At 67.5% G+C, this 25,395-nt stretch carries 20 protein-coding genes and 2 tRNA genes; 9 read left to right on the forward strand and 13 right to left on the reverse strand.

What is annotated here, in order from left to right; all coding sequences use genetic code 11:
• The first annotated feature begins 159 nt into the window (after positions 1–159).
• The 4 genes from AC3WRI_RS10245 (at position 160) to AC3WRI_RS10260 (ending at position 1,483) form a co-directional block, all read left to right on the forward strand.
• Positions 160–468 (forward strand): DUF6566 family protein, encoded by a 309-nt coding sequence (locus AC3WRI_RS10245; RefSeq protein ID WP_234788122.1) that lies wholly within the window; start codon positions 160–162, stop codon positions 466–468.
• Between the two features lie 39 nt (positions 469–507).
• Positions 508–741, forward strand: coding sequence for a hypothetical protein (locus AC3WRI_RS10250; protein ID WP_058696853.1), 234 nt, complete (start codon positions 508–510; stop codon positions 739–741).
• Between the two features lie 91 nt (positions 742–832).
• Entirely contained in the window at positions 833–1,021 is a 189-nt protein-coding gene (locus tag AC3WRI_RS10255) for a hypothetical protein (protein WP_010813090.1), read from the forward strand.
• A 102-nt stretch (positions 1,022–1,123) separates the two neighbouring features.
• On the forward strand, positions 1,124–1,483 hold the full coding sequence (locus tag AC3WRI_RS10260) for a hypothetical protein (RefSeq protein WP_010813089.1): 360 nt from the start codon (positions 1,124–1,126) through the stop codon (positions 1,481–1,483).
• Between the two features lie 17 nt (positions 1,484–1,500).
• Here the strand turns inward: AC3WRI_RS10260 and AC3WRI_RS10265 are convergent, their stop codons facing one another.
• Both AC3WRI_RS10265 and AC3WRI_RS10270 read right to left on the reverse strand, forming a co-directional pair.
• Complete coding sequence (locus AC3WRI_RS10265; protein ID WP_492293282.1) at positions 1,501–6,357, reverse strand: NAD-glutamate dehydrogenase; 4,857 nt, start codon at positions 6,355–6,357, stop codon at positions 1,501–1,503.
• 170 nt (positions 6,358–6,527) lie between these two features.
• Positions 6,528–7,082 (reverse strand): hypothetical protein, encoded by a 555-nt coding sequence (locus AC3WRI_RS10270; protein ID WP_011615017.1) that lies wholly within the window; start codon positions 7,080–7,082, stop codon positions 6,528–6,530.
• Positions 7,083–7,476: 394 nt separating this feature from the next.
• Between AC3WRI_RS10270 and scpC the strand changes: the two genes are divergently transcribed.
• Positions 7,477–8,994 carry a succinyl-CoA:acetate CoA-transferase ScpC gene (gene scpC / locus AC3WRI_RS10275; RefSeq protein ID WP_492293284.1) on the forward strand — a complete coding sequence of 506 codons (1,518 nt, stop codon included), beginning with the start codon at positions 7,477–7,479 and terminating at the stop codon, positions 8,992–8,994.
• 81 nt (positions 8,995–9,075) lie between these two features.
• Here scpC and AC3WRI_RS10280 read toward each other — a convergent pair whose 3' ends face one another.
• From AC3WRI_RS10280 to AC3WRI_RS10290, 3 genes are all read right to left on the reverse strand, one after another.
• Positions 9,076–9,435, reverse strand: coding sequence for a hypothetical protein (locus AC3WRI_RS10280; protein ID WP_010813085.1), 360 nt, complete (start codon positions 9,433–9,435; stop codon positions 9,076–9,078).
• Positions 9,436–9,754: 319 nt separating this feature from the next.
• The gene (locus AC3WRI_RS10285) at positions 9,755–10,732 is read right to left on the reverse strand and encodes a tripartite tricarboxylate transporter substrate binding protein BugE (RefSeq protein ID WP_010813084.1); all 978 of its coding nucleotides are present in this window, start codon (positions 10,730–10,732) and stop codon (positions 9,755–9,757) included.
• A gap of 341 nt (positions 10,733–11,073) precedes the next feature.
• Positions 11,074–11,149, reverse strand: a tRNA-Lys gene (locus AC3WRI_RS10290).
• A gap of 146 nt (positions 11,150–11,295) precedes the next feature.
• On the opposite strand from AC3WRI_RS10290, the gene AC3WRI_RS10295 reads away from it, so the two are divergent.
• Both AC3WRI_RS10295 and AC3WRI_RS10300 read left to right on the forward strand, forming a co-directional pair.
• Positions 11,296–12,204, forward strand: a complete 909-nt coding sequence (locus AC3WRI_RS10295; RefSeq protein WP_041687263.1) for a LysR family transcriptional regulator — start codon at positions 11,296–11,298, stop codon at positions 12,202–12,204.
• 133 nt (positions 12,205–12,337) lie between these two features.
• On the forward strand, positions 12,338–13,726 hold the full coding sequence (locus AC3WRI_RS10300; RefSeq protein WP_010813082.1) for an 8-oxoguanine deaminase: 1,389 nt from the start codon (positions 12,338–12,340) through the stop codon (positions 13,724–13,726).
• A gap of 115 nt (positions 13,727–13,841) precedes the next feature.
• Here AC3WRI_RS10300 and AC3WRI_RS10305 read toward each other — a convergent pair.
• A tRNA-Lys gene (locus AC3WRI_RS10305) sits at positions 13,842–13,917 on the reverse strand.
• A gap of 225 nt (positions 13,918–14,142) precedes the next feature.
• Between AC3WRI_RS10305 and AC3WRI_RS10310 the strand changes: the two genes are divergently transcribed.
• Positions 14,143–14,406 (forward strand): DUF1488 family protein, encoded by a 264-nt coding sequence (locus tag AC3WRI_RS10310; protein ID WP_010813081.1) that lies wholly within the window; start codon positions 14,143–14,145, stop codon positions 14,404–14,406.
• 221 nt (positions 14,407–14,627) lie between these two features.
• Here the strand turns inward: AC3WRI_RS10310 and AC3WRI_RS10315 are convergent, their stop codons facing one another.
• From AC3WRI_RS10315 to folD, 5 genes are all read right to left on the reverse strand, one after another.
• Positions 14,628–16,418, reverse strand: a complete 1,791-nt coding sequence (locus AC3WRI_RS10315) for a SulP family inorganic anion transporter (protein ID WP_010813080.1) — start codon at positions 16,416–16,418, stop codon at positions 14,628–14,630.
• 19 nt (positions 16,419–16,437) lie between these two features.
• Positions 16,438–16,956 carry a homoprotocatechuate degradation operon regulator HpaR gene (gene hpaR, locus AC3WRI_RS10320; protein ID WP_010813079.1) on the reverse strand — a complete coding sequence of 173 codons (519 nt, stop codon included), beginning with the start codon at positions 16,954–16,956 and terminating at the stop codon, positions 16,438–16,440.
• 86 nt (positions 16,957–17,042) lie between these two features.
• A complete protein-coding gene (gene xth / locus AC3WRI_RS10325; RefSeq protein WP_010813078.1) occupies positions 17,043–17,873 on the reverse strand; it encodes an exodeoxyribonuclease III in 831 nt (276 codons plus the stop codon).
• On the reverse strand, positions 17,870–19,954 hold the full coding sequence (locus AC3WRI_RS10330) for a M3 family metallopeptidase (RefSeq protein ID WP_011615025.1): 2,085 nt from the start codon (positions 19,952–19,954) through the stop codon (positions 17,870–17,872). Before AC3WRI_RS10330 ends, xth begins: the two co-directional genes overlap by 4 nt.
• A gap of 103 nt (positions 19,955–20,057) precedes the next feature.
• Positions 20,058–20,909 carry a bifunctional methylenetetrahydrofolate dehydrogenase/methenyltetrahydrofolate cyclohydrolase FolD gene (gene folD, locus AC3WRI_RS10335; RefSeq protein ID WP_010813076.1) on the reverse strand — a complete coding sequence of 284 codons (852 nt, stop codon included), beginning with the start codon at positions 20,907–20,909 and terminating at the stop codon, positions 20,058–20,060.
• A gap of 159 nt (positions 20,910–21,068) precedes the next feature.
• Here folD and AC3WRI_RS10340 point away from each other — a divergent pair, with 159 nt between their 5' ends.
• Positions 21,069–21,749 (forward strand): hypothetical protein, encoded by a 681-nt coding sequence (locus AC3WRI_RS10340; protein ID WP_010813075.1) that lies wholly within the window; start codon positions 21,069–21,071, stop codon positions 21,747–21,749.
• A 98-nt stretch (positions 21,750–21,847) separates the two neighbouring features.
• Here the strand turns inward: AC3WRI_RS10340 and AC3WRI_RS10345 are convergent, their stop codons facing one another.
• Positions 21,848–22,480 carry a response regulator transcription factor gene (locus AC3WRI_RS10345; protein ID WP_010813074.1) on the reverse strand — a complete coding sequence of 211 codons (633 nt, stop codon included), beginning with the start codon at positions 22,478–22,480 and terminating at the stop codon, positions 21,848–21,850.
• 170 nt (positions 22,481–22,650) lie between these two features.
• Entirely contained in the window at positions 22,651–25,236 is a 2,586-nt protein-coding gene (locus AC3WRI_RS10350; protein WP_037024292.1) for a PAS domain S-box protein, read from the reverse strand.
• Positions 25,237–25,395: the final 159 nt, after the last annotated feature.

Here is a 25,395-nt window from a genome sequence, read left to right on the forward strand (position 1 = left end):
CTGAATTGGTATAACCTGAAAGCGATGCCGGTCGCACAGCATGGTCGTGCCAGGACCGGCAGGGTCGCTGCGGGGGATGCCATGGCGAGGTGCGGGAGCAGGGCTTGCTGGTTTGGTTTGGGCGTGGTGCTGGGCGCGGCGATGGGCGGTGCCTGCGCCATGCTGGTGCGCACGGCCGCGGAGCGGCGGGTGCTGCGCCAGCCCGATGTGCCGCTGGTGCCGTCCGATCCCACCGCGGATCAGGCGCTGACCGATACTGCCACTGACGTGGTGGAGTACGGCGGCTTCGTGATCCACGTGTATTGCCACGCGCTGGGCATGGGGCGGTTCAAGGCCCTGTGCGATATCTGGGAGTCGGGCGCCGTGGTGCTGGAGGGCGGCGCGCCGCCGGCCACGCACGCCACGCCCGAAGATGCGCGGGCCGCGGCGATTTCGTGGGCGCGGCAATGGGTGCAGCACAATGGCTGAGGGCGCCGCCGCGCAATCATCGCCGTGACAGGAGATGCCATGCACGCCTGTGACCTGTGTCATCAGCTGGTGGGCGAACCGTCCAGCGTGCCGCCACACGAGCACCTGGCTGCCTCTGGCATTGCGGCCATGAGCAACCGGTGCAAGGTCGACAGCCGCTGGCGCTGCACGGGCTGCGGCGCCTGGATGTACCAGAGCACGGCATTGGGTGAGCCGCCGAATATGTGGCGAATGGGCCCGCGCCCGGTCGACTGGCCTGATAATGACGGCTGAGCAGGCATGGCCGCGCCGCCACCGGGCAGTGCGGCCATGCCCCGTATCGCGCCCGGCTCAGGCTCTCGGGCGTCTGTTTCAAGGAGATTTCATGTTTGTTTGTGGGAACCAGGCTTGCGGTGCGCGCTGGGAGCCGAATGAGGTGCAGATCCGCAATGAAGGGCAGGGTCCCGTGTTCCGCTGCCCGCAATGCGGCGCACGCAATCACGTCCAGGCACGCACCGCGCGCGACGGCAGCACGGTCTACCGCCAGGTGGCGGCGAAGCCGGTACCGCGCTAGCCCGGATCGTCGGGCGGCAAGCCATGTCACCCCACGCATGTGGGGTCAAATTCACATGGTTGCCGCCTTAAGCTTGCTCAGGCGGGACCGTTATACACAATCATGGACTTTGCCGACCTTCCTCAAGACTCTGCCTCCAATGCTGAACGCATGGGCTGGGCGAACGCTTCGCCGGAAGTGATCGCCAAGGTATTGAATTCAGCACTGGCAGCGCAGGACCTCTCAGGGTTTGCCGCGCTGCTGTCGGATATCGCGCGCGACCGCGGCCTCAAGGGCGAGCGTGCCGCGCACCAGTCGATCTACGACATGCCGTACGCCAGCCTGCTGCCCAGGCAGAAACACCTGCTTTCCGATGCCTTCGACCTGCTGGTCCTGCTCGGGCTGGAACTGCGCCCGCGTGGCGCAGGCGCCGGCATCGGCGACGATGCGGACCTCGACACGGGCGCGGAAGCAGACGAATAAGCCCGGGCTGGCCAGCGCTATGCGCGTTCCAGCATACCGATCTCGCGCACCGCGACCGACAGCATCGACAGCCCCGCAGCCCCCGAGGCGCGCTGGTCGGCCAGCATGCGCGTAAAGCGTTCCAGCGCGCCATGACGGCTGGAGCGCCAGGCATCGATCATGGCGTCGGGCGTATCCAGTTCACCCTCCTGTGACAGCACGCTGACGGTCAGTGCGCGCTTGAGCCGCCCCAGGTCTTCCAGCGTGGTGGTGCGTGCCAGCAGGTCCCAGTGCGTGTCCGATGGCAGCGCCAGCGCGCGCTCGCGCAGCCAGCTGAAGCTCAGGTGGCTGTCCAGCGCGAAATAAACCCCCGCCACCAGGTCCAGGCTGCGTTTGCACGCCGTGGCCACTTCGGCGATATCGAGCGCGGCGGCGGAGATCTCGCTGCCGGCCACGCGCACAGCCAGCGCTTCGTCGACCCCTGCATCCGTCAAGGCGCGGGTGCGCTCTGACAGTGCCGTCGCATCGGCCGGCGGCAGCAGCCGCGGCAGTTGCGGGGCCAGCCATTGCGCGGCCTGGGCAAAGCGCGCCAGGTCCTCGGCGGCCTTGCTGCCGCTGCGCAGATAGCGGATGAACCACAGGCACGCGCGCTCCAGCAGCAGCGCCACGGCCCCGAACATGCGCGCCTGCTCGGCATCGGCCACACGGTTGTCCAGCGCATCGATCTCCTGCCACAGGGTGGTCAGGCCGAAGACATCGCGTGCGATCAGGCAGGCGCGCACGATATCGGCCGGGCGTGCGTCGGTCTCTTCCATGATCCGGTGCACGAAGGTGGCGCCGATACGGTTGACCAGCATATTGGTCAGGTGTGTCGACAGGATCTCGCGCCGCAGCGGGTGGCGCTGCATCGCGTCGGCGTAACGCTGGCGCAGCGGCACCGGGAAATAGTCCGACAGCAGTCCGGCGACCAGCGTGTCTTCCGGCACGTCGGAGGCCAGCAGTTCGTCGTACAGCCACATCTTGCTGTAGGCAAGCAGCACGGCACGCTCGGGCGATGCCAGGCCTTCATCGGCCAGCTTGCGCTCGGCGATTTCTTCCTCCGAAGGCAGGAACTCCAGCGGCCGGTTGAGCCGTCCGGCGCGCTCCAGCCAGCGCACCAGGCGCGCCTCGCCGTCGAGCAGCGCGGGGCTGCTGCGCCCGGCCACGGACAGTGCCTGGGTCTGGTAGTAGTTGTCCTGCAGCACCAGCAGGCCGACCTCGTCGGTCATCTCGGCCAGCAGCTTGTTGCGCTGCTTCTCGGTCATTTCGCCGTCGGCAACCACCAGCCCGAGCAGGATCTTGATATTGACCTCGTGGTCCGAGCAGTCCACCCCGGCCGAGTTGTCGATGGCGTCGGTGTTGATGCGCCCGCCCTTGCGCGCGAACTCGATGCGGCCCAGCTGGGTGAAGCCGAGGTTGCCGCCTTCGCCGACCACCTTGCAGCGCAGGTCATTGCCGTTGACACGCACCGCGTCGTTGGTGCGGTCGCCGGCCTGCAGGTGGGTTTCCTGGCTGGACTTGACGTAGGTGCCGATGCCGCCGTTGTAGAGCAGGTCGACCGGCGCCATCAGGATGGCGTGGATCAGCTCGGCCGGCGACAGCGTGGCTGCCGTGACCCCCAGCACCGCCTGCACCTGCGGCGACAGCGCGATGGTCTTGGCGCTGCGCGGATAGATGCCGCCGCCGGCGGAAATCAGCGTGGCGTCGTAGTCGGCCCAGCTTGAGCGGGGCAGGCCGAACAGCCGCGTGCGTTCCTGCAGGCTCCTTGTCGTGTCCGGGTCGGGATCGAGGAAGATATGCCGGTGGTCGAAAGCCGCCACCAGCCGGATATGCGGCGACAGCAGCATGCCGTTGCCGAACACATCGCCCGACATGTCGCCGATGCCGGCCACGGTGAAGTCCGTGGTCTGGATATCGACACCCATCTCGCGGAAATGCCGCTTGACCGATTCCCACGCACCGCGCGCGGTAATGCCCATCTTCTTGTGGTCATAGCCGACCGAGCCCCCGGACGCAAAGGCATCGCCCAGCCAGAAGCCGTATTCGGCCGAGATCGCGTTGGCGAAGTCGGAGAACGTCGCGGTGCCCTTGTCGGCGGCGACCACCAGGTAGGGGTCGTTGTCGTCGTGGCGCACCACCTCGGGTGGCGGCACCAGCTGGCCGCCGACGAGGTTGTCGGTGAGGTCCAGCAGCCCGCGCAGGAAGGTCTGGTAGCAGGCGATGCCCTCCTGCAGGAACGCATCGCGGTCGGTGGGCGGGGGCGGGCGCTTGACCACGAAGCCGCCCTTGGAGCCCACCGGCACGATCACCGTGTTTTTGACCATCTGCGCCTTCATCAGGCCCAGCACTTCAGTGCGGAAGTCCTCGCGCCGGTCTGACCAGCGCAGTCCGCCGCGGGCCACGCGCCCGCCGCGCAGGTGCACGCCCTCAACGCGCGGCGAGTAGACCCAGATCTCGAACATCGGGCGCGGCTCGGGCAGGCCGGGGACCAGCGCGGGATTGAACTTGAACGACACATATGGGCGCGGCTGGCCTTCCTCGCCGCGGTGGAAATAGTTGGTGCGCACGGTGGCGTTGATCACGCCCAGGAAAAGCCGCAGGATGCGGTCCTCGTCCAGGTTGGGCACCTTGTCCAGCGCCGCGCCGATATCGGCCAGCAGCTTGTCGCAGCGCGCCTGGCGGGCGGTGTCGGTGGCGACCTCGCTGAAGGTGTCGAAGCGCGCCACGAACAGGCCGACCAGCATGGCGGCAATGGCCGCGTTGCCGGTCAGCGCGCGCTCGATATAGGCGTCGCTGAAGGTCGAGCCTACCTGGCGCAGGTAGCGGGCATAGGCGCGCAGGATGGTGACGTCGCGTGCGGCCAGCTCGGCGCGCAGCACCAGGCGGTTGAAGTCGTCGTTCTCGATCTCGCCGTGCCAGGCGCGCGCGAACGCATCCTCGAACAAGGCCTTGACGCGCGCGATGTCGAATTCCGCCGCGCCGCCGCTGTCGGCAATCTCCAGCCCGAAGTCGTGCACCCATACCGGCGCGCCGCTGTCGGGTTCGATCAGGTAGGGGCGCTCTTCATCCACGCGCACGCCCAGGTGTTCCAGCATGGGCAGGCTGTGCGACAGCGCGATCGGCTCGCCGGCACGGTACACCTTGAAGCGGAACACCCCCGGCGCGGCCTCGATCGGCCGGTACAGGTTCATCGCCATGCCGTTGCCGCGCAGCGCGTGCTCCATCAGCTCGATATCGCGCACCGCGGTGCGGGCCGGGTAGTCCTCACGGTAGCCGGCGGGGAACGAGCCGCCGTAGCGCTGCAGCAGCCGGTTGCCTTGCTCTTCGCCGTGGCTTTCATGCAGGGCTTCGGCGAGATCGTCCTGCCAGCGGCGGCTGGCGTGCACGATGCGCGCCTCCAGCTCACGCGTATCAACATGCGGCATGGTGCCGGGCTCGCCGCGCACGGTCAGCTGGATGCGCGCCAGCGGCGACTCGGACAGCAGCGGCGTGAACTCGCAGCTGGTGCCGTGGAAGGCCGCGGTCAGCAGCCTCTGGATCTTCTGGCGCAGGTCGGTGTTGTACTTGTCGCGCGGCACGAACACCAGGCACGAGACAAAGCGGTCGAAGCGGTCGCGCCGTACAAAGAGCCGGGTGCGCTGGTGTTCCTGCAGCCGCAGGATGCCGGTGGTGATGTCGAACAGTTCATCCTCGGTGGCCTGGAACAGTTCATCGCGCGGATATTGCTCAAGGATGGTCACCAGCGACTTGTACAGGTGCCCCTTGGCCAGGAAGCCCGCGCGCGCCAGGATATTGGCGCACTTGAGCCGCACCAGCGGAATTTCCGCAATCGGCGCCGTATAGGCAGTCGAGGTGTACAGGCCGACAAAGCGCCGCTCGCCGAACAGCTGCCCCTTTTCATCGAGCAGCTTGACGCCGACATAGTCGAGATAGCCCGGCCGGTGCACGGTGGCGCGCGAATTGGCCTTGGTCAGGAAGATCGGCGAGGCCCCTTCGATGATCGCGGTGGCCGCGGCGGGCAGCAGCGTGAGGTCTTCGGCATCAGGCTCGCGCAGGCTTTCGCGCAGGATGCCCGCGCCCGAGCCCGGCACGCCGCGCAGGAAGTAGCGGCCGTCCTGCGACACCAGCTGGTAGTCACGCTGGCCGAGGAAGGAGAAGTGGTCATCCATCATCCAGTCCAGGAAGGCGCGCGCCTCGACGCTCTCCGGCGCGGCCGCGTCGGGCGCCTGCGCCATGGCGGCGATGGTGGCCTGGGTGATGCCGCACATCTTCGACCAGTCTTCCACCGCCGCGCGCACGTCGACCAGCACCTGCGCAATGCCGCTGCGCAGCGCCTCCAGCCGCGCGGCCTCGCCGCTGCGGTCGATCTCGAAATGGATAAAGGATTCCAGGCGCGAGCTGTCCCCGGCCTCGCCGGCGCCGCCCGGGGCGATCCGCTCGATGCCGCCGCGCGCGTCGCGCCAGACCCGGAACACGGGATGGATGGCCGAGTGCAGCGCCAGTCCCTGCCGGTTGATCTCCATCGTCACCGAGTCGACCAGGAAGGGCATGTCGTCATTGACGATCTCGACCACGGTGTGGTCCGAGTGCCAGCCGTGCTCTTCCAGGTTGGGATTGTAGACGCGGATGCGCGCATTGCCGGGGGTGAATTTCTGTGCGGTCTGCCAGTGCGCCATCACGGCGCCGTAGAGATCGTCGACGTCGCGCTGGAGCAAGTCCTCGGCGTCGGCCTGGTCGTAGTAGTGCAGCAGGAAGGGCTCGACCACGGCGAACATCGCCGCCGGCAGCCGCTCGCGCGCGAAGCTGGCCAGTTCGTCCAGCAGGTGCGCGACCTTGTCTTCGTTCTCCTGCGGCATGATCCCTCCTCGCGGTGTCGACGGGCGGCCCGCGGCATGTGCCGGGGCATGCTCATACTTTAGGAAAAATCCGCATGCCCGGCGCAAGAAAAGTGGCGGGTATGACGATGGCGCGCGAAGAAAAGGTGGGCGGCCTCCCGCTGCTGCCCGCGGGACGGCTTGCGGGGCGCTCAGAGGCGCGTGGCGGCGAGGGTGGGGCAAGAGGTGGGGCGGTGTGCGACCGGCGGCAGGCCGGGGCAATGCGAGGGCGCGACAGCTTTTTCCTGCCGGGCGGCTTCGGTGCCCGCGCGAACCTGGCGAGTGGTGTGGTCGCTCAGCGTGGTCTTCATCCGCTCCAGCAGGGTGCCCAGCGCAGCGCGCTCTTGCGAACTGAACGCCGCCACTGACACGCTGTGCAGCGCGCTGAGGGCCTGCGCGGTGCGCTGCAGCCGGTTGGCTGCGCTTTCTGCAATGCGGGGCGCCTGAGTGCCGGCGTACTCGATCCAGCCGTCGCGCCGCAGTTCATCCAGCATCGTCTCGGAACGCTCGACATCGATCGGCATCGGGCCTGTCAATGGCGAGCCGCGCACGAAGGCATCCTGGCGGATGGCCCGCAGCAGCAGCCACTGGGAGTAGTTCAGGCCAGAGGCGCATAGCGTCTGTTCCAACGCACCTTGCCAGGCGGTTACGGCATCAACCAGGGCAAGGACAACCGGCTCGCTGGGTTCGAGGGGTCTTGGCTGCATGAATGGCGTCTCCTGTTTTGGTTTGCCGCCACTGCGATGCGCTGGCATCCGTCGCGCGGGTACCAGGGGCCGGAGCATGGCCGGCCCGGGCGGCACGGGCGCCGCAGCCTCTCTGGCGGGGCACGGTCGACCGATGGGCCAGACACTACCAGAATCTTTTGCCGGAATTGTGACAGGTCGGGAATGCCCTGTGGCACCACAGGGACATAGTATCCCGCACGACCCCTGGCATGGCTTGAGCTATGAATAAAGCGACTGGGAGCTATGACTTTAAATCACAGCCAGAATGTATGCGGCTGGCTACACTGCCTGCCGGAGACCCCGCCAACGAGCCTTCAGGCCAGCAGGGGCGCGCGGCGCGGGCACGGGCCCGGCCGCCAGACCGGAGATAAGGATGTACAAGGAACGCATTCGCCTGGCCAGGCTGCACGACAAGGTAGTCTCGGCCGACGAAGCCGCCGCGCTGATCCGCGATGGCATGACGGTAGGCATGAGCGGTTTCACGCGCGCGGGCGACTGCAAGGAAGTCCCGTTTGCGCTGGCGCGGCGCGCGGCCACCGAGCCGCTGCGCATCACCCTGATGACCGGCGCGTCGCTGGGAAACGACATCGATCGGGTACTGGCCGAGGCGGACGTGATTGCGCGCCGCCTGCCGTTCCAGTCCGACGCGACGCTGCGCCGCAAGATCAACGCAGGCGAAGTGATGTTCATCGACCAGCACCTGTCCGAGACCGTGGAGCAACTGCGTTCCGGCCAGATCGCACCGGTGGACGTTGCCGTGGTGGAAGCGGTGGCGATCACCGAGCAGGGCGGCATCATCCCCAGCACCTCGGTCGGCAACTCGGCCAGCTTCGCCATACTGGCGCGCAAGGTGATCGTCGAGATCAACCTGAACATGCCGCTGGAGCTGGAAGGGCTGCACGACATCTACTTCCCGGTGCGGCGCCCTTACCGCCAGCCGATCCCGCTGATTGCGCCCGAGCAGCGCATTGGCCTGCCGTATATCCCCATCGATCCCGAGAAGATCGCGGCCATCGTCATCACCGCCAAGGACGATAGCCCGTCCAACGCGCTGCCGCCGGATGCCGATACCCGCAATATCGCCGGCCATCTCAACGATTTCCTGCTGCGCGAAGTCCGCGCCGGCAGGCTCTCGCCCGCGCTGCAGCCGCTGCAGGCGGGCATTGGCACCATTGCCAACGCGGTGTTGCACGGCATGGTCGATTCACCGTTCCGCGACTTGCAGATGTATTCCGAGGTGCTGCAGGACAGCACCATCGAACTTCTGGATGCGGGGCGCCTGGCGTTTGCCTCGGCCTCTTCGGTGACGCTGACGCGCGAGGTGTACCAGCGCTTCCTGTCCAACCTGGACCGCTATCGCTCGCGCCTGCTGCTGCGTCCGCAGGAGATCAGCAACCATCCTGAGATCCTGCGCCGGCTCGGGCTGATTACCATCAACACGGCGCTCGAGTGCGACATTTACGGCAACGTCAACTCCACGCATGTGGGGGGCACGCACATGATGAACGGCATCGGTGGCTCCGGCGATTTTGCGCGCAATGCGCACCTGTCGGTATTCGTGACCAAGTCGGTGGCCAAGGACGGCGATGCCTCCAGCATCGTGCCGATGGTGGCGCACGTGGACCATACCGAGCACGACGTCGACATCATCGTCACCGAGCACGGCCTGGCCGACCTGCGCGGCCTGGCGCCGCGCGAACGCGCGCGCACGGTCATCGACAACTGTGCCGACCCGCAATACCGCGAGCTGCTGGGCGACTACTTCCGGCGCGCCAGCACCCATGGCGGCCAGACCCCGCACCTGCTGGAAGAGGCGCTGTCCTGGCATGTCGGCTTCCGCGACCGCGGCACCATGCTGCCCGCGCAGCCGGCCCAGGCGATAGCAGCCTGAGCGCGGCTTCCGCCAGAAAGCAAAACAGCCCGCGCAAGCGGGCTGTTTGCCTTGGTGCCGCCGGTTGGCGGCGGGGCAGGCTTACTGCGCCTTGCCGCCCTGGCTGGCAGGCGCCTTGGCGCCGTCGGTGTACGGATCAGCCTTGCCGGCCTTGGCGCCGTCGGTGTACGGATCGAACTTGCCGGCCTTGGCGCCATCCGTGTTCGGGTCGAACTTCTTGCCCGAGTTGGTCAGGTCCGACTTGGTCGATTGCTTGGCGCCATCGGTGTACGGGTCGAACTTGCCGGATTTGGCGGGGTTCTGGTTCGGGCTGGCCTTCTTGGTGTGGCTGCCACCGTAGAGATCGCCGCCTTCGGTGTAGTTCTTCTGCGCATAGACCTGCGTCGCGCCCAGCGCGGCCAGTGCTGCAACGATCAGGGTCGAAACGGTCTTCTTCAGCATCTTGCTTATCCTCGCGATTGACGGTCGCGCAGCGCCTGCGCGAATCCGGTTTTGGGGCCGAGCCTGGCCGGTGGCGGCCGGGCACATGTGGCGGAACACCCGGTTAATGTACCGAGTCAGCGCTTGTCCGCAAAGTGAAAGTTTCTTCTACAAGTATTGAATACCGATGGCGTTGCCTGCGTACTGCGCCGGATCAAATGCAACGATTCTGGGGCAGATGTGGGTGACTGATGGCACATTTTCAACTGGCAGCCATAAAAAAACCGGCTGCCAGGTGGCAGCCGGTCATGACCCCTCGCGGGACGGTTTCGCCGTCCGGTTATTCCAGTGTGATGTTCTGGTCGCGTGCGATCTTCTTGCGCAGGTCCAGCTCGCGCTTGATCTGGGCGGCGTACTGCGCCGGGGTGTTGCCGTCGGTGTAGGCACCGCTGTCGGCCAGGCGGCGCTTGACGTTGGGGTCCTGCAGCGCCTTGACCGCGGCATCATGCACGCGCGTGATGATTGCCGCCGGCGTGCCGGCCGGGGCCACCAGGCCGTACCAAGCCATGTTGTTCATGTCCTTCATGCCGGCTTCGGCAAAGGTCGGCACGTCTGGCAGGCCCTCGACCCGCTTGGGCGCCGCCACTGCCAGCGCGCGCAGCTTGCCGGCCTGGATATGCGGCATCGACGACGGCAGGTTGTCGAACTGCGCGTTGACCTGGCCGGCCAGCGTGTCGTTCAGCGCAGGGCCCGATCCGCGGTAGGGGATATGGACCATGTCGGTCTTGGTGATGTCCTTGAACAGCTCGCCGTCCAGGTGCGAGATGCTGCCCTTGCCGGCCGAGGCGTAGCTGTACTTGCCGGGGCTGGCCTGCAGCATCGCGACGAACTCCTTAAGGGTCTTGGCCGGCACCTTCGGGTTGACCGTCAGCACGTTCGGCACGTTGACCAGGTTGGTGATCGGCGCGAAGTCCTTGAGCGGGTCGTACGGGTTCTTGGGGTTGGTGGCGGGGTTGGTCGCCATCGTGCTGACGGTGGCGATGCCCAGCGTGTAGCCGTCCGGGGCGGACTTGGCGAGCGCGTCGGCGCCGATCGCGCCGCCGCCGCCGCCGCGGTTTTCCACCACCACCGGCTGGCCCAGCTCGCGGCCAAGGCCGTCGGAGACCGCGCGCGCAACGATGTCGGTGGTGCCGCCGGCCGCGAACGGAACGATCAGGCGGATCGGCTTGTTGGGGTAGGACTGGGCTTGGGCCAGGCCGTGGGCCAGGCCAAGGGCCGCGATGCAGGCGGCTGCGCCGGCGCTGATAACTGCTTTCAAGGAGTGCCTCCGTTCTTCTTTCACTGATTCGCCAGGCGGGCTGCAGGCGTTTCTTCGGACCCAGACCTTTCGTCTGCGCCCCGCGCTGTCACGGTTCCCCGCGCTGGCATGACCGGGCCGTGCCGGGATGCGGCGACGGCCGGCACCTTGCGATAGTTCCGCGATACGGAACCATGTTCCACAATGTGCGCGGATGCGATTCAACCGGGAAAGCGGGCGCAGGGGAATTGGTGAGAACCCGCGTATCAAGAAACCGGCAGCCATGCCGACCGCGCGCGCAAAGCAGCGCGGCGGAAATGAAAAAAGCCGGAAGCAAGGCTTCCGGCTTTTCCTGAATTCGCTGGTGGGGCGTGAGTGACTCGAACACTCGACCTACGGATTAAGAGTCCGCTGCTCTACCAACTGAGCTAACGCCCCAACGAAGAAAAAGATTTTAGCAAGGTATCTGATAAGACGCAATAGCCTTCGCGCAATTTTTGCGAGCCAGGCTGCACTGGCCGCTACAATGCCAGCCACCGCGCGCGTCCCGCGCGGTGGTTACTATCCAACTGCTTGCCCAGTCCATGCACGCCAGAGTCCTGCGCTATCTCGACGAGGTCGTCCGCCGCGGTTCGATCCGCAAGGCGGCCGAGCACCTGCATGTGGCGCCGACCGCGGTCAACCGCCAGATCCTGGACCTGGAGGCGGAACTGGGCGCGCCGCTGTTCGAGCGCATCAACAAGCGGCTGCGGCTGACGCCGCTGGGCGAGATGGTGCTGGCCCACGTGCGCCAGACGCTGCGCGAGCACGACGCGCTGCGCGAGCGCATCGAGGACTTCAAGGGCGCGCGCCGCGGCGAGGTCACCGTGGCGGTCACGGCCGGCCTGGCGGGCTCGCTGATGCCGTCGCTGGTGCATGACTTCCGCCAGCGCTACCCGGGCATCGTGGTGCGCGTCGCCGACCTGCCGGTGGCCGATATCACCACGGCGGTGGGGCAGGGCGACGCCGACCTGGGCCTTGGCTATGACCTGCCTGAGCTGCCCGCCTTCCGCGCGCTGGCCACCAGCGACTGGCAGATCGGCGCGGTGGTGCCGCCGGGCCATGCGCTGGCGGCCCGGCAATCGGCGCTGCTGAGCGAATGCGTCGGCTATCCGCTGATCCTGCCGGCGCCCTCGCTGTCGATCCGCGCCATCCTGGATGCGGCCTTTGCCCGCAATGCGATCGAGGTCTCGCCGGTGGCGGAGTCCACCTCGACCGCGCTGATCCGGCAACTGGTGATGCTGGGCACCGGCATCGCGCTGCTGAACCCGCTCGATGTGATGGAAGAGCGCGCCCGCCAGGCGCTGGTCTACGTGCCACTGCGCGACCGCCACCTGCAGGGCCAGACGCTGACGCTGGTGGCGCGCGCTCGCGGCCCGCTCAGCGCCGCTGCCGAGCTGATGGCCGAGCGCATCGGCGATGCGCTGGCGGTCTTGTTCGCGCAGGCGCGCTGAGCAACAGGGTGTCGCAGGTGTCCACTTTTTGTGGACAGGATGATCGGAATTCTGCGCTTGGGGGATTGCACTTCGCCGCCGTAGACTGGCTGCCATCCAGTCCCCCAATTCGTTTTGCAGAAGGAATTCCGCCATGACCCTGATTGCCCTGAGCGCCGACGTGCTGGTCACCATGGATGCGCGGCGCCGCGAGATCCGCGATGGCGCCCTGGTTGCCGAAGGCCCCGCCGTGCAGTGGGTCGGTCCGACCTCGGAACTGCCGCCGCAGTACCGGCGCATGGTCGACGACGGCAGCGCGCAGGTGCTCGACATGCGCGGTCGCGTGGTCACGCCCGGTCTGGTCAACACCCACCACCACATGTACCAGAGCCTGACGCGCGCGGTGCCAGCCGCGCAGGACGCCGAGCTGTTCTCGTGGCTGACCAACCTGTACATGCTGTGGTCGCACCTGACGCCGGAAATGATCGCGGTGTCGACCAAGACCGCGATGGCCGAGCTGATGCTGTCGGGCTGCACCACCACCAGCGACCACCTCTATTTGTTCCCGAACGGCTCGCGCCTGGATGACTCGATTGCCGCGGCGCAGGAGATGGGCATGCGCTTCCACGCCGCGCGCGGCTCGATGAGCGTGGGCCGCAGCAAGGGCGGCCTGCCGCCGGACGTGGTGGTGGAAGAGGAGGCCGCCATCCTGCGCGACAGCCAGCGGCTGGTGGAGCAGTACCACGACAGTGCGCGCCACGCGATGCTGCGCGTGGTGCTGGCGCCGTGCTCGCCGTTTTCGGTGTCACGCGACCTGATGCGCGAGTCGGCCAATATGGCGCGGCACTATGGCGTGTCGCTGCACACGCACCTGGCCGAGAACGACAACGACATTGCCTACTCGCGTGAGAAATTCGGCCTGACGCCGGCCCAGTATGCCGAGGACCTGGGCTGGGTCGGACACGATGTGTGGCATGCGCACTGCGTCAAGCTGGACGACGAGGGCATCGCACTGTTTGCCCGCACCGGGACCGGCGTGGCGCATTGCCCGTGCTCGAACATGCGGCTGGCATCCGGCATTGCACCGGTGCGCGCCATGCGCGATGCCGGCGTGCCGGTGGGCCTGGGCGTGGACGGCAGCGCGTCGAACGACGGCGCGCATATGCTGGGCGAGGCGCGCCAGGCCATGCTGCTGCAGCGCGTTGGCTACGGGCCGGCCGCCATGAGCGCGCGCGAGGCGCTGGAGATTGCCACGCTGGGTGGCGCGCGCGTGCTCAACCGCGACGATATCGGTGCGCTGGCGCCGGGCATGTCGGCGGATTTTGTCGCCTTCGACATGTCGCAGGTCGGCTTTGCCGGCGCCGGCCATGACCCGGTGGCGGCGCTGGTGTTCTGCACGCCGGCCAATGTCGCGGCGAGCGTGATCAACGGCAGGGAAGTGGTGCGCGACGGTGCACTGCTGACGGCCGACCTGCCCAACGTGCTGCTGCGCCATCGCGCGCTGGCGCGCACGCTGTTCGAGCGCGCCAGCCAGGGCGCCTGATGCACGGGCCGCTGTGGCGTGGGCACGTGCCTGCGCCGCGGCGGATTAGCCAATCAGGCACGCGCACAAAGCAAAAGGCCGGAAGCATTGCTGCTTCCGGCCTTTCTGTATTCGGTGGTGGGGCGTGAGTGACTCGAACACTCGACCTACGGATTAAGAGTCCGCTGCTCTACCAACTGAGCTAACGCCCCAACGAAGAACGAGATTCTAGCATGATTTTCGGCGCTGTCAAATGTTTGACGCACTTGCCGGAACAACCCCGTCATTGTGACCGGGAGCCACACATACGCGCGGATGGAACTCGAAGGCGGCCGTGATGGTCTTCGCAATGAGCGCATTCGCATGGGCTCTATCCATACGATTTTGCCGGAGCCATGTTAGGATGTTTCTCCACTTGCATATGGAGGGCTGCACCGATGGAAATCAAATTCCAAGAGCAAGAGCGCTACGACATCAATAATGAAGGCTTGTTGTTCCAGGCACTTGTCAATGGCGAGAAGGTGACTTGCGTGGTGACACGCGAAGCACTGTGGGAAGGCTTCAGTGCCGACCAGGTACTGTCGCTGGAAGAGGCATTCCGTGCCGGCCGCGAAACCATCGAACGCGCCGCCGTGGTGCTGATCGAGCAGGGCGCGCCCCAGCCAATCGTCGTCAAGCGCGCCCACGTGGCGCCGATCTGATGCGGATGGATGCCCCGGCCAGGCCCCGGCATGCCGCGGGCGCCTATCTGTTATCAGGTTCCCAGACGTAGGGCCGTCCGGCCTTGCGTGCCAAGCCGGCAACGCCGGCACAGGCAGATCCCCGCTTTTCCCGTTTCAGTTTCCAGGTTTTTCCTGCAGCCGTACTGTTGCTGAACGCTGGTGCGCGGCCGCCGCTCATGCCGACGCGCCGGCGCTTCAGTTCATTGTGCTGCCGGGGTCGCGGCGCCTGGTCGTGATGCGCATTCTTCAAAGATCCGCACGGTGCATTGCGCGCAGATTTCCGGCGAGAGCTGGCCGACGATCGTGTGCAGCGCCTGCCGCTTCGTCGGGAAGATATGGTCGGCTCCGAGCTTGTCGGTAAAGCCGGTCTGCGCCCAGGTCTGCAAGACCTGCGTGCGCGGGCGGTGGAAGTACAGATCGCCGCCCAGCGCGCGCCGTTCGGCGAGCTCGTTTTCCCACATCTCGGCACCGGCCAGGTCGATGAAGTTCATGCTCTTGGTCATTGCCAGCAGGTGCGTCTGGCCGGCGTTGACCGTGCGCAGCCAGTGCAGGCGATCCGTCACGTACTGCACCGCGCCGAAGTAGATCGCGCCTTCCATGCGCAGCAGCTTCAGTTGCGGGCATTCCGGCTGCGGGCGGCGCAGCTCGTCCAGCGGCGTGAAGCGCCGGCCGGGATCGTCGGCATCGGGCACCAGGCTGCGCACGGCCGGCCGCGAGGTGCGGTACAGGTAGGCCACCAGCGACAGCACGGTGCCGAGCAGCACCGCCATCTCCAGCCGGATTACCAGCGTGGCGGCGAAGGTGCCGATGGCGATGGCAAATTCCGTGCGGCTGAGCGTGAAGATGCGGCGCAGCCGCGCGGTGTCGAGCAGGCCCCACGCCACCAGCAGCAACATCGCGGCGATCGCCGCCATCGGGATCTGTGCCAGCAGCGGGGCGCTGACGGCCACCAGCGCCACCAGCCACAGCGCCGAGAACACGCTGGCCAGCGGCGTGCGCGCGCCGGCTTCGAAATTGGGCACCGAGCGGTTGAGCGAGCCGCACGAGATATAGCCCGAGAAGAAGCCGCCCGCGATATTGGACAGGCCCTGGCCGATGAACTCGCGGTTGGCGTCGATATGCTGGCCCGAGCGCAGCGCCACCGCCTTGGCGATCGAGATCGACTGGCCCAGCGCGACGATGGTCAGCGCCGAGGCGATGCCCAGCAGGTCTGGCAGCTTGCGCCAGTCCACATCGGGAAGGTGGAAGCGCGGCAGCGCCGACGGGATCGGCCCGACCACGTTGACATGGTGGGCGCCGCCCGCGCCGGACTGGTTCAGCAGCAGCGCCACGCCGTAGCCGGCCAGCAGCCCCAGCAGCATGAACGGCAGCCGCCGCCACAGCCGCTTGCACAGCAGCGTCACCACCAGCGTGACCGCGCCTACGGCGGCCGCGCCCCAGTTGATGGCGTCGATGTTCTCGAACAGGTGGCGCAGCACGCCGAATGCACTGGTGCCGGTCGGCACCGCCAGCCCGAACAGGTCCTTGAGCGCATACAGGCCGATCAGCGTCGCGGCGCCGCAGGTGAAACCGAGCAGCACCGACGGCGAAATAAAATTGGCCAGCGTGCCCAGCCGCAACGTGCCCACGGCGAGCTGCATCACGCCCACCACGATGGTGACCGCCAGCGCCAGCCCGATATAGGCCGGGCTGCCGGCAAACGCAAGCGGGCTCAGCATCGCGAACAATGCCAGCGAATTGGCGTTGGTCGGCCCCGACATCACGTGCCAGCTCGAACCGAACAGCGCCGCCACGATGCACGGCACCACCGCGCTGTAGATGCCATATTGCGGCGGCAGGCCCGCCAGCGTGGCGAAGGCCACGCCCTGCGGCAGCACCAGCACGGCGCCGAGCAGGCCGGCCACCAGGTCGGCGCGCAGCGTGTTCTTGTCGACGCGCTGGCTCCATGGGAACAGGCGCGGCAGAAGTGATCCGGGATGGGACGCGGGCATCGGCAATGAAGGGGCAGGCTCAGCCGGCCTCGCCGCCGCGCCCAGGCGGTGGCGAGGCAACGGATTCGGGCGGGGTGGATTCGGGCAGGTTCGGCTGCGGCGCCAGGCCGGCCAGCATGGCGTCGAGCGCGCGGTAGACCTCGGTCAGGCGCTCCGGGCCGAGCCGCTGCGCCAGCTCCTGGTAGCGCGCATCGACCAGCGGCTCCATTTGCACGATGATGGCGCGCGCCGACGGCGTCAGGCTGACCAGCTGGCGGCGCTGGTCGGTGGCAGAGCGGGTCCGTTCGACCAGCCCGGCGTCTTCCATGCCGCACAGCATGCGGGTCAGGCTGGGGCTCAGGATCAGGCAGGCATCGGCCAGCTGGTTCGGCTCCATCGGCTCGCGCTCGTTGAGCGTGCGCATCACGCGCCATTGCTGCTCGGTGATGCCGAACTGCCGCAGGATCGGGCGAAAGCCGGCCAGCAATGTCTCGCGCGCTTGCAGCAGCAGGTGAGGAAGGTTGCGGTGGCGGAACATGGCCTGGCGGGTGTGGCTCATGCCCGCAGTGTAGCGGGCGCGGCGCCGCGCGGCGAGCGGGGCTTGTGCGGACTTGCCTGAACCCGCGCGCGGCGCCAGCGGCGCGTTCAGTTACAACTGAGCGTGGCGACCACCGGCGTGTGGTCCGACGGCTGCTCCCACGTGCGCGGCACGCGGTCGATCACGCAGGCGCTGCAGCCGCTGGTCAATGCCGGCGACAGCAGGATGTGGTCGATGCGCAGGCCCGCATTGCGGCGGAACGCCATCATGCGGTAGTCCCACCACGAGAAGGCCTTCTCCGGCTGCTCGAACTGGCGGAACGCATCCGCCAGGCCGAGCTCAACCAGTGCGGCAAAGGCGGCGCGCTCCTGCGGCGAGACCAGGTTCTGGCCTTCCCATTTCTTGGGGTCGTGCACGTCGCGGTCTTCCGGCGCGATATTGAAGTCGCCCAGCAGCGCCAGCTTCGGGTAGCGCTTCATTTCTTCGCGCAGCCACGCCGTCATCGCGTCCAGCCACTTGAGCTTGTAGACGAACTTGTCCGAGTCCGGCGCCTGCCCGTTGGGGAAGTAGGCGCAGACCAGCCGCAGGTCGCCATAAGTGGCAGCGATCACGCGCTGCTGCGCGTCCTCGAAGCCGGGGATGTTGCGCACCACGTCGGCGGGGCCGGGCATGCTGGCGTCGCGTGCGAGGATGGCCACGCCGTTGTACGTCTTCTGCCCGGTGTAGATGCTGTGGAAGCCCGCGTTCTCCAGTTCGGCCAGCGGGTACTTGTCGTCCGGCAGCTTCAGTTCCTGCAGGCACAGCGCGTCGATCGGCGCGCCGGCCTGGTCCTGCTCGGCCAGCCATTGCAGCACCTGCGGCAGGCGCACCTTGAGCGAGTTGACGTTCCAGCTGGCAATGCGAAGCGGGCCGCTGGCGGGCAGGGCGGCCGCGCTCATGCTGCCATCCCGCCGTGGCGCAGCAGCGCGTCGATCTGCGGCGCGCGGCCGCGGAACGCGACAAACGAGTCCATCGCCGGACGGCTGCCGCCCACCGACAGGATCTCGCGCTGGTAGCGCGCGCCGGTCTCGCTGTCGAGCACGCTGCCCGACAGCTGAGCGGCTTCCTCGAACGCCGCGTACACGTCGGCCGACAGCACCTCGGCCCACTTGTAGCTGTAGTAGCCCGCCGCATAGCCGCCGGCGAAGATATGGCTGAAGGTGTTCGGCCAGCGCGACAGCGGATGCTGCGGCACCACGTGCACGCGGTCGTTGATCTGGCGCGACAGGTCCAGCACCGAGGTGGCGCCGGCCGGATCGAAGTCGGTGTGCAGGTGCATGTCGAACGACGAGAACACGATCTGGCGCAGCGTCATCATGCCGTTCTGGAAGTTCTTGGCGGCCAGCATGCGGTCGAACAGCGCGCGTGGCAGCGGCTCGCCGGTGTCGATGTGCTGCGTCATGCCGGTCAGCACCTCGTACTCCCAGCAGAAGTTCTCCATGAACTGCGACGGCAGCTCCACCGCATCCCATTCCACGCCGTTGATGCCCGACACGCCGAGCTCGCCCACCTGCGTCAGCATGTGGTGCAGGCCGTGGCCGAACTCATGGAACAGGGTGATCACTTCATCGTGCGTGAACAGCGCGGGCTTGTCGCCCACCGGCGCGGAGAAGTTGCAGGTCAGGTAGGCCACCGGCGTCTGCACGCCGCCTTGCTCCAGCACCTTGCGGCCGCGCGCGTCGTCCATCCAGGCGCCGCCGCGCTTGCCTTCGCGCGCGTACAGGTCGATGTAGAACTGGGCCAGCAGTGTGCCGTCGGCGGTGGTGACGCGGAAGAAGCGCGCGTCCTTGTGCCAGGTCTGCGCCTGCTCGGGCTCGATGCGCACCGAGAACAGCTTCTGCACCACGCCGAACAGGCCCTCGAGCACCTTCGCTTCCGGGAAGTACTGCTTGACCTCTTGCTCGGAGAACGCATAGCGCTGCTGGCGCAGCTTCTCCGAGGCATAGGCGACATCCCATGGCGCCAGCTCAGGCAGCCCCAGCTCTGCGGCGGCAAAGGCCTTCATTTCGGCCCAGTCCTTCTCGGCGTAGGGGCGCGCCTTGACGGCGAGCTCGTCGAGGAACTTCAGCACCTCGGCCGGCGATTCGGCCATCTTCGGCACCAGCGAGACTTCGCCGTAGCACTGGTAGCCCAGCATCTGCGCCTCTTCGCGGCGCAGGGCCAGCTGCTCGCGCATATTGGCGGTATTGTCCCAGTCGGCCTGGCCCTGACCATGCTGCGGGCCCAGTTCCGAGGCGCGCGTTACATTGGCTACATACAGGGTCTGGCGCAGCGCGCGGTCGTCCGCGTACTGCAGCACCGGGAAGTAGGACGGGAAGTGCAGCGTGAATTTCCAGCCGGCCTTGCCATCCTTCTCTGCGGCATGGCGGGCGGCTTCCCTGGCGTCATCGGGCAGGCCGGACAGGCGGCCCTCGTCCTCGACATGCAGCGCGTAGGCGTTGGTGGCATCCAGCACGTGGTCGGAAAAGGCCTTGGACAGCTGGGCCTGCTGCTCCTGGATCTCGGCGAAGCGCGGCTTCTTGCCTTCAGGCAGTTCGGCACCGCCCAGGCGGAAGCCGCGCAGTTCGTTCTCGATCAGCTGGTGGCGCGCCGCGCTCATGCCGGCGAACTCCGGGCTGGCAGCCAGCGCCTTGTACTTCTCATACAGCGCCAGGCTCTGGCCGAGCGAGGACCAGAACTCGGTCATGCGCGGCAGGTTCTCGGCGTGAGCCTTGCGCAGTTCGGGCGTATCGGCCACGGCGCTCAGGTGGCTGACCACGCCCCAGGCGCGGCCCAGCGGCTCGGTGGCCGCTTCCAGCGCCTGCACGGCGTTGCTCCAGTCGGCGGGCGTGGCCGGATCTTCGGCGCGGGCGACGGCCTGCTGCGCGCGTTCCAGCAGCACGTCCAGCGCCGGGCTGATGTGCTCGGGCCGGATCTCGGCAAAGCGGGGCAGGTCGGAAAAGTCCAGCAGAGGATTGGTAGCGTTGGCGGCTTGGTCCATGGCGTGTTCTCGGTTGGCTGGCCTCGATCGGGCAATAATCCCGCAGATGGGGCCGGGGCGCCGGATTTTCCAGGGCCCCGGGTGGCGTATCGTACGCGCGGCCTCAGCCGGCGGCGCGCTCGGCGGCTTCCAGCGTATTGACCAGCAGCATGGTGATGGTCATCGGGCCGACGCCGCCCGGCACCGGCGTGATGTAGCCGGCGACTTCACGCACGCCGGCAAAGTCGACGTCGCCGCACAGCTTGCCGTTGTCGTCGCGGTTCATGCCCACGTCGATCACCACCGCGCCCGGTTTGACCATGTCGGCGGTGATCAGGTTGCGTTTGCCGACCGCGGCCACCACCACATCCGCGTCGCGGGTGTGGGCGCCGATGTCGCGCGTCTTGCTGTTGCAGATGGTGACGGTGGCGCCGGCCTGCAGCAGCAGCATCGCCATCGGCTTGCCGACGATATTGGAGGCGCCCACCACCACGGCGCGGGCGCCGCGCAGCGGGAACTGGACCGATTCCAGCATCTTCATGCAGCCGTAGGGCGTGCACGGGCGGAACAGCGGGGCGCCGGTCATCAGCGCGCCGGCATTGGCCACATGGAAGCCGTCGACATCCTTTTCGGGGGCGATGGCTTCAAGCACCTTGTGGCTGTCGATATGCTTGGGCAGGGGCAGCTGCACCAGGATGCCGTGGATGTTGGGGTCCTGGTTCAGGGCCTCGATACGGGCCAGCAGTTCCGCCTCCGACAGGTCGGCCGGGTAGCGGTCGAGCGAGGAATGAAAGCCGTTGTCCTGGCAGGCCTTGACCTTGTTGCGGACGTAGACCTGGCTGGCCGGGTCCTCGCCGACCAGGATCACGGCCAGGCCGGGCCGGTGGCCACGCTCGGTCAGGCGGGCGGCGCGCAGGGCGGCTTCGGAGCGGATTTGTTTGGCAAGGGCATTGCCGTCGATCAGTTGGGCAGGCATGGAGGCAGGGCGGGTTTGTGGCCGGGAGGTGGAGGTGCCGCCGCGCGCCGGAGCGCGGGTTGGGCTAAAGGCGGAATTATAAAGGTTGCGTGGGGCTTGCCGCACGGAGCTTGAGCGGGTGCAAGGCCGGGCGGGGGCAGCGCTGGTAGCATCGGCCGAATGCACACCGCGCTTCCATCCCTGCTGTCCCATCCCTTGCTGTTGTTGCTGTCCCTGGCGGCACTGCTGTGGGCGCTGACGCGCCGGCCCTGGCAGCTGTTGCGGCGCAATGCGCTGCAGAACGCCTGGCTGGGTGCGATGGTGCTGGTGGCGCTGCTGTGGACGTTGCGCGCCACCCTGGTCGGCGGGCTGGTGATCCAGTTGCTCGGCGCCACGCTGATGGTGACGCTGTTCGGGCTGCCGCTGGCGCTGCTGTCGCTGTTCGTGGTGGACGTGGTGTCGCTGTTCGGGCTCGAATACCTGGCCGGGCATGGCTGGGCACAGTTCGACTGGCCCTCGCTGTGGGTGCGCTACGTCTGGCTGGCGCTGCTGCCGGCGCTGATCTCCGCAGCGTTGCAGGCGATGATGCGGCGTCTGCTGCCGCGGCATCCGTTCGTCTTTATCCTCGGGCACGGCTATTTCACGGCCGGGCTGGCCGCGCTGGGCGCCAGCGCGGCCGAGGCCGGCTGGCGCCACCTGACGGCGCCGGGCCTGCCATGGAGCATTGCCGATACCCTGACGGCAGCCGTCATCCTGGCCTTTGGCGAGGCCTTCCTGACCGGCATGCTGGTGGCGATTTTTGTGGTCTATCGGCCACAATGGGTGGTCACGTTCCGGGACGAGGAATACCTGGACCGCTGACGGGACTGAGGGGGCAGGGGCGGCGCCGGACGGCGCGGAGAGGGCAGCCGGTGCGGCCGCGGGCCGCACCGGGTCAGGCAGAGGCAGGCGCCAGCCGCTCAGCTGTTGCGTGACAGCGCCAGGCGCAGCAGGTCGGCGACGGTGTTGACGTTGAGCTTTTCCATGATGTTGGCGCGGTGCGCCTCCACGGTCTTGATGGAAATGCCCAGGTCGTCGGCGATCTGCTTGTTCAGGCGGCCGGCAACGATGCGCTCGAGCACCTGCTGCTCGCGCGTGGTCAGCTTGCCCAGCAGGTCCTTGGCGGCGCGCTGCTCGCGTGCGGCGGAATGGTCGGTGCGGGCCTTGGTCAGCATGCGCTCGACCAGTGCGCGCAGCTCGGACTCATCGAAGGGCTTTTCGATGAAGTCGATGGCGCCGCGCTTCATCGTCGATACCGCCATCGGCACGTCGCCGTGGCCGGTGATAAAGACGATGGGAATGTCGATCTGCTCGGCCAGCATGCGCTCCTGCAGTTCCGGGCCGCTCATGCCGGGCATGCGCACGTCGAGGATCAGGCACGACACCTGGCTGGCATCGTAGGCGGCGAGGAACTGCTCGGCGCTGGTGAAGCTGCGCACCTGGTAGCCATTGCCCTCCAGCAGCCAGGTCAGCGAGTCGCGCATGGCTTCATCGTCGTCGACGATGAACACGGTCTCGCCGCGGTGGGGCGTGGGGTTTGGCGTTGCGGTCATGTAGTCTCCTCGGGACAACAATTCATTGCTGCGAAGTGTAACCGGCAGCGGCCCTCTGTGGCGAGACAGGCCCCCCACATCCGTGGGGGAAACGGGGCGGGCCGGCTTTTTGTGGAATCCTTGGGCATGCCCGGGCGCGAAGGCCTCGGCAACAGGGCCTGTGCTTCGGCTTAATGCTCGGCCAGCGCCGATTGCAGCGGCAGCATGATTTTAAATGTACAGCCGATGCCGTCGGCATTGTTCTCCACCCACAGGCGGCCCTGGTGCGACTCGATGATCGAGCGGCAGATGTTCAGCCCCATGCCCATGCCGTCGGACTTGGTGCTGAAGAAGGGCTCGAACAGGCGCTCCTTGGTGGCTTCGTCCACGCCCGGGCCCTGGTCGATCACGTCGATATGGACGCTGTCGCCAATCTCGCCCGGCTCCACCCGCGCGTGCAGGCGCACCACGCCGCCGGCGTGCAGGGCGGGCAGGCCGGCCATGGCCTCGACCGCGTTCTTGAGCAGGTTCACCAGCACCTGCTCGATCAGCACCGGGTCGACATAGACCGTCAGCGGCGGGGTCGGCAGGCGGGTCAGGATGGTGACGCGGCGGCGCGTGGCCTCCAGGTCGGCCAGGCCTACCGCGTCGGCGACGATGTCGTGCAGCGCGGCCTCGCGCCGCTGCGGCTGGCTGCGCTTCACGAAGCCGCGGATGCGGCTGATGATGGTGCCGGCGCGCACCGCCTGGGCCGAGGTCTTCTCCAGCACCGGGATCAGGTCCTCCGGCGTGCTGCGGCCCGAGTGCAGCCGCGCCACCGCGCCCATGCAGTAGTTGTTGATGGCCGCCAGCGGCTGGTTCAGTTCATGCGCCAGCGACGAGGCCATCTCGCCCATGGTGGTCAGGCGGCTGGTGAACTGCAGGCGCTCTTCATGCTGGCGCGCCATTTCCTCGGCGGCCTTGCGCACCGTGATATCGGTGGCGATCTGCATCTGCGCCAGGTGGCCGTCGACCCACTGGATATAGCGGCGGCGCACTTCGAACCATTTCTGCATGTCCGGCACGAACACTTCGCGCGCGTCCGATGCGTACGGCATCAGCTCGGACGCCGGCAGGCCGGCATAGGCGTCGACATAGTCGGTGTTGTCGCTGGAGACCTGGTCCTTGTCGAGGTCGTCGCCGGCCAGCTTGAGGTGGCCCTCGGCCTCCCAGCCGAACAGCTGGCGGTAATAGCGGTTGGCAAAGAGCAGCTCCGCCTTGTCGGTGGCCAGCACCGACACCGCGGCATCCAGGCTTTCCAGCACCGTGGTGAAGCGGTCATGCGCCGCGGCCAGTTCCTCGCGCGCGCGCTTGGGCTCGGTGATGTCCGTCATCGAGCTCATCCAGCCAGTATGGCGGCCGCGGCTGTCCACCAGCGGCGACACGTACATGCGCGCGTAGAAGCTGCTGCCGTCGCGGCGCATCACGCGCATCTCGTAGCCGCCGGCGGGCGACTTGCCCTGCAGCGTCAGGTCGATCTGCTTCTGCATCTCCTGCTGGTCGTTGGGCGGCCAGTAGGGGAAGGGCGGCAGGCGCCCGACCAGGTCGTTCTCCTGCCAGCCAGTCATGCGGCAGAAGGCCGGGTTGACATAGGTGATGCGGCCGTTCAGGTCGAGCGCGCGCAGGCCGATCAGCATCGAGTTTTCCATCGCGCGCCGGAACGAGGTCTCGGCCAGCAGCGCGCGCTGCGCCTCGGAGCGGCGGCTGGTGTGGCGCCACATGCTCCACAGGCTCCACAGCAGGAAGCACGACAGCCCCACCACCAGCCACAGCAGCATGTTGTTGGGCAGGTTCGACGCCGGCGGGTAGGCATCGGCGCGCAGCGACAGGGAGTGACCCGGCGGATCCAGCAGCACCTCGTACGACAGCGCGTTGCCCGGCACCGGCCGCAACGAGGTGCTGGCGCGGGTCTGGTTGTTCTTGTCGATCAGCGAGAAGCGGTAGCGCTCGGTCAGCTCAGGCGGCAGCAGGTGCGTCAGGATGCCGTTGATCGAGTACAGCGCGCCGAGCGTGCCGAGGAACTCGTTGTCGCGCACGATCGGCACTTCCATCAGCATGAAGCTGTCGCCGCGCTCGTTGACCAGCGGGCGCGAATAGACCACTCGCTGGGTCTCGCGCGCGGCGTCGAAGGTGTCGAGCACTTCCGGTTCGAGCGGCTGGTCCTGGTTCTCGCGCAGGCGGCTGGCGAATTCCGAGGTCGATGGCAACGACCAGCGGCCGCGCTTGGTGGCATCGAGCCAGTTGATGAAAACGATCTCGGGGTTTTCGCGCAGGATTTCCTGCGCCGCGGTGCGGTAGGCGCCTTGCTCAAGCTGCGCGGCGGCGATGTCGCGCGCCAGCGAGGCCAGCTGGTCCTGGTTGCTCAGCAGGGACAGGCGCACGCGCTGCTGCGCCCAGGCGGCGTCGCGGTACAGGGCGTCGCGCTGCTGCTGGCGCTCGGTCTCGTGCAGGGACCACAGGATCACGCCCATGGCCACCGTGAACAGCACGATGGCAACCAGCGGGATGAACATGAACCAGCTGGTGGCCACCAGGTTGCGCCAGCGCAGCCACCACAGCCCGCGCGGTGCGGCCACGGGGGCGCCGTCGTCGGGGCCCAGCGCCTCGATCGGCCCCAGTCCGGCAGCCGGCGAAGGGGCGTGCGCGGGATCGCCTCCGGCCGCCTTGGCTGACCCCGACGCGTCGGGAGGAAGCATGGCTGCACGCAGGCTGGAAAGGAGTCGGTCGAAAAACGGCATGGGAGGGATTGACGGCTGACCGACCAGTGTACCGAGATTATTGCGGTGCGTCGCTTGGGGAAAGCGCCAATGAAAACATTGCTGCTGCGGCCGGGGCGGGTAGGCTTATGGCGCATGGCGGGGCAGCCGGGCAGTGATTCTTGGTGCGCCGCCGCATAA

The sequence above is a fragment of the Cupriavidus sp. FW305-27 genome (assembly GCF_058787995.1).

What these genes read in the sequence shown, in the direction of transcription:
- AC3WRI_RS10270 (WP_011615017.1), bottom strand. Translation starts at nt 7,082, where the DNA reads ATGCAGCCAAGACCCCTCGAACCCAGCGAGCCGGTTGTCCTTGCCCTG.
- AC3WRI_RS10250 (WP_058696853.1), top strand. Translation starts at nt 508, where the DNA reads ATGCACGCCTGTGACCTGTGTCATCAGCTGGTGGGCGAACCGTCCAGC.
- xth (WP_010813078.1), bottom strand. Translation starts at nt 17,873, where the DNA reads ATGAGCGCGGCCGCCCTGCCCGCCAGCGGCCCGCTTCGCATTGCCAGC.
- AC3WRI_RS10245 (WP_234788122.1), top strand. Translation starts at nt 160, where the DNA reads ATGCTGGTGCGCACGGCCGCGGAGCGGCGGGTGCTGCGCCAGCCCGAT.
- AC3WRI_RS10310 (WP_010813081.1), top strand. Translation starts at nt 14,143, where the DNA reads ATGGAAATCAAATTCCAAGAGCAAGAGCGCTACGACATCAATAATGAA.
- folD (WP_010813076.1), bottom strand. Translation starts at nt 20,909, where the DNA reads ATGCCTGCCCAACTGATCGACGGCAATGCCCTTGCCAAACAAATCCGC.
- AC3WRI_RS10260 (WP_010813089.1), top strand. Translation starts at nt 1,124, where the DNA reads ATGGACTTTGCCGACCTTCCTCAAGACTCTGCCTCCAATGCTGAACGC.
- AC3WRI_RS10340 (WP_010813075.1), top strand. Translation starts at nt 21,069, where the DNA reads ATGCACACCGCGCTTCCATCCCTGCTGTCCCATCCCTTGCTGTTGTTG.
- AC3WRI_RS10280 (WP_010813085.1), bottom strand. Translation starts at nt 9,435, where the DNA reads ATGCTGAAGAAGACCGTTTCGACCCTGATCGTTGCAGCACTGGCCGCG.
- AC3WRI_RS10350 (WP_037024292.1), bottom strand. Translation starts at nt 25,236, where the DNA reads ATGCCGTTTTTCGACCGACTCCTTTCCAGCCTGCGTGCAGCCATGCTT.
- AC3WRI_RS10295 (WP_041687263.1), top strand. Translation starts at nt 11,296, where the DNA reads ATGCACGCCAGAGTCCTGCGCTATCTCGACGAGGTCGTCCGCCGCGGT.
- AC3WRI_RS10315 (WP_010813080.1), bottom strand. Translation starts at nt 16,418, where the DNA reads ATGCCCGCGTCCCATCCCGGATCACTTCTGCCGCGCCTGTTCCCATGG.
- AC3WRI_RS10300 (WP_010813082.1), top strand. Translation starts at nt 12,338, where the DNA reads ATGACCCTGATTGCCCTGAGCGCCGACGTGCTGGTCACCATGGATGCG.
- hpaR (WP_010813079.1), bottom strand. Translation starts at nt 16,956, where the DNA reads ATGAGCCACACCCGCCAGGCCATGTTCCGCCACCGCAACCTTCCTCAC.
- AC3WRI_RS10345 (WP_010813074.1), bottom strand. Translation starts at nt 22,480, where the DNA reads ATGACCGCAACGCCAAACCCCACGCCCCACCGCGGCGAGACCGTGTTC.
- scpC (WP_492293284.1), top strand. Translation starts at nt 7,477, where the DNA reads ATGTACAAGGAACGCATTCGCCTGGCCAGGCTGCACGACAAGGTAGTC.
- AC3WRI_RS10265 (WP_492293282.1), bottom strand. Translation starts at nt 6,357, where the DNA reads ATGCCGCAGGAGAACGAAGACAAGGTCGCGCACCTGCTGGACGAACTG.
- AC3WRI_RS10255 (WP_010813090.1), top strand. Translation starts at nt 833, where the DNA reads ATGTTTGTTTGTGGGAACCAGGCTTGCGGTGCGCGCTGGGAGCCGAAT.
- AC3WRI_RS10330 (WP_011615025.1), bottom strand. Translation starts at nt 19,954, where the DNA reads ATGGACCAAGCCGCCAACGCTACCAATCCTCTGCTGGACTTTTCCGAC.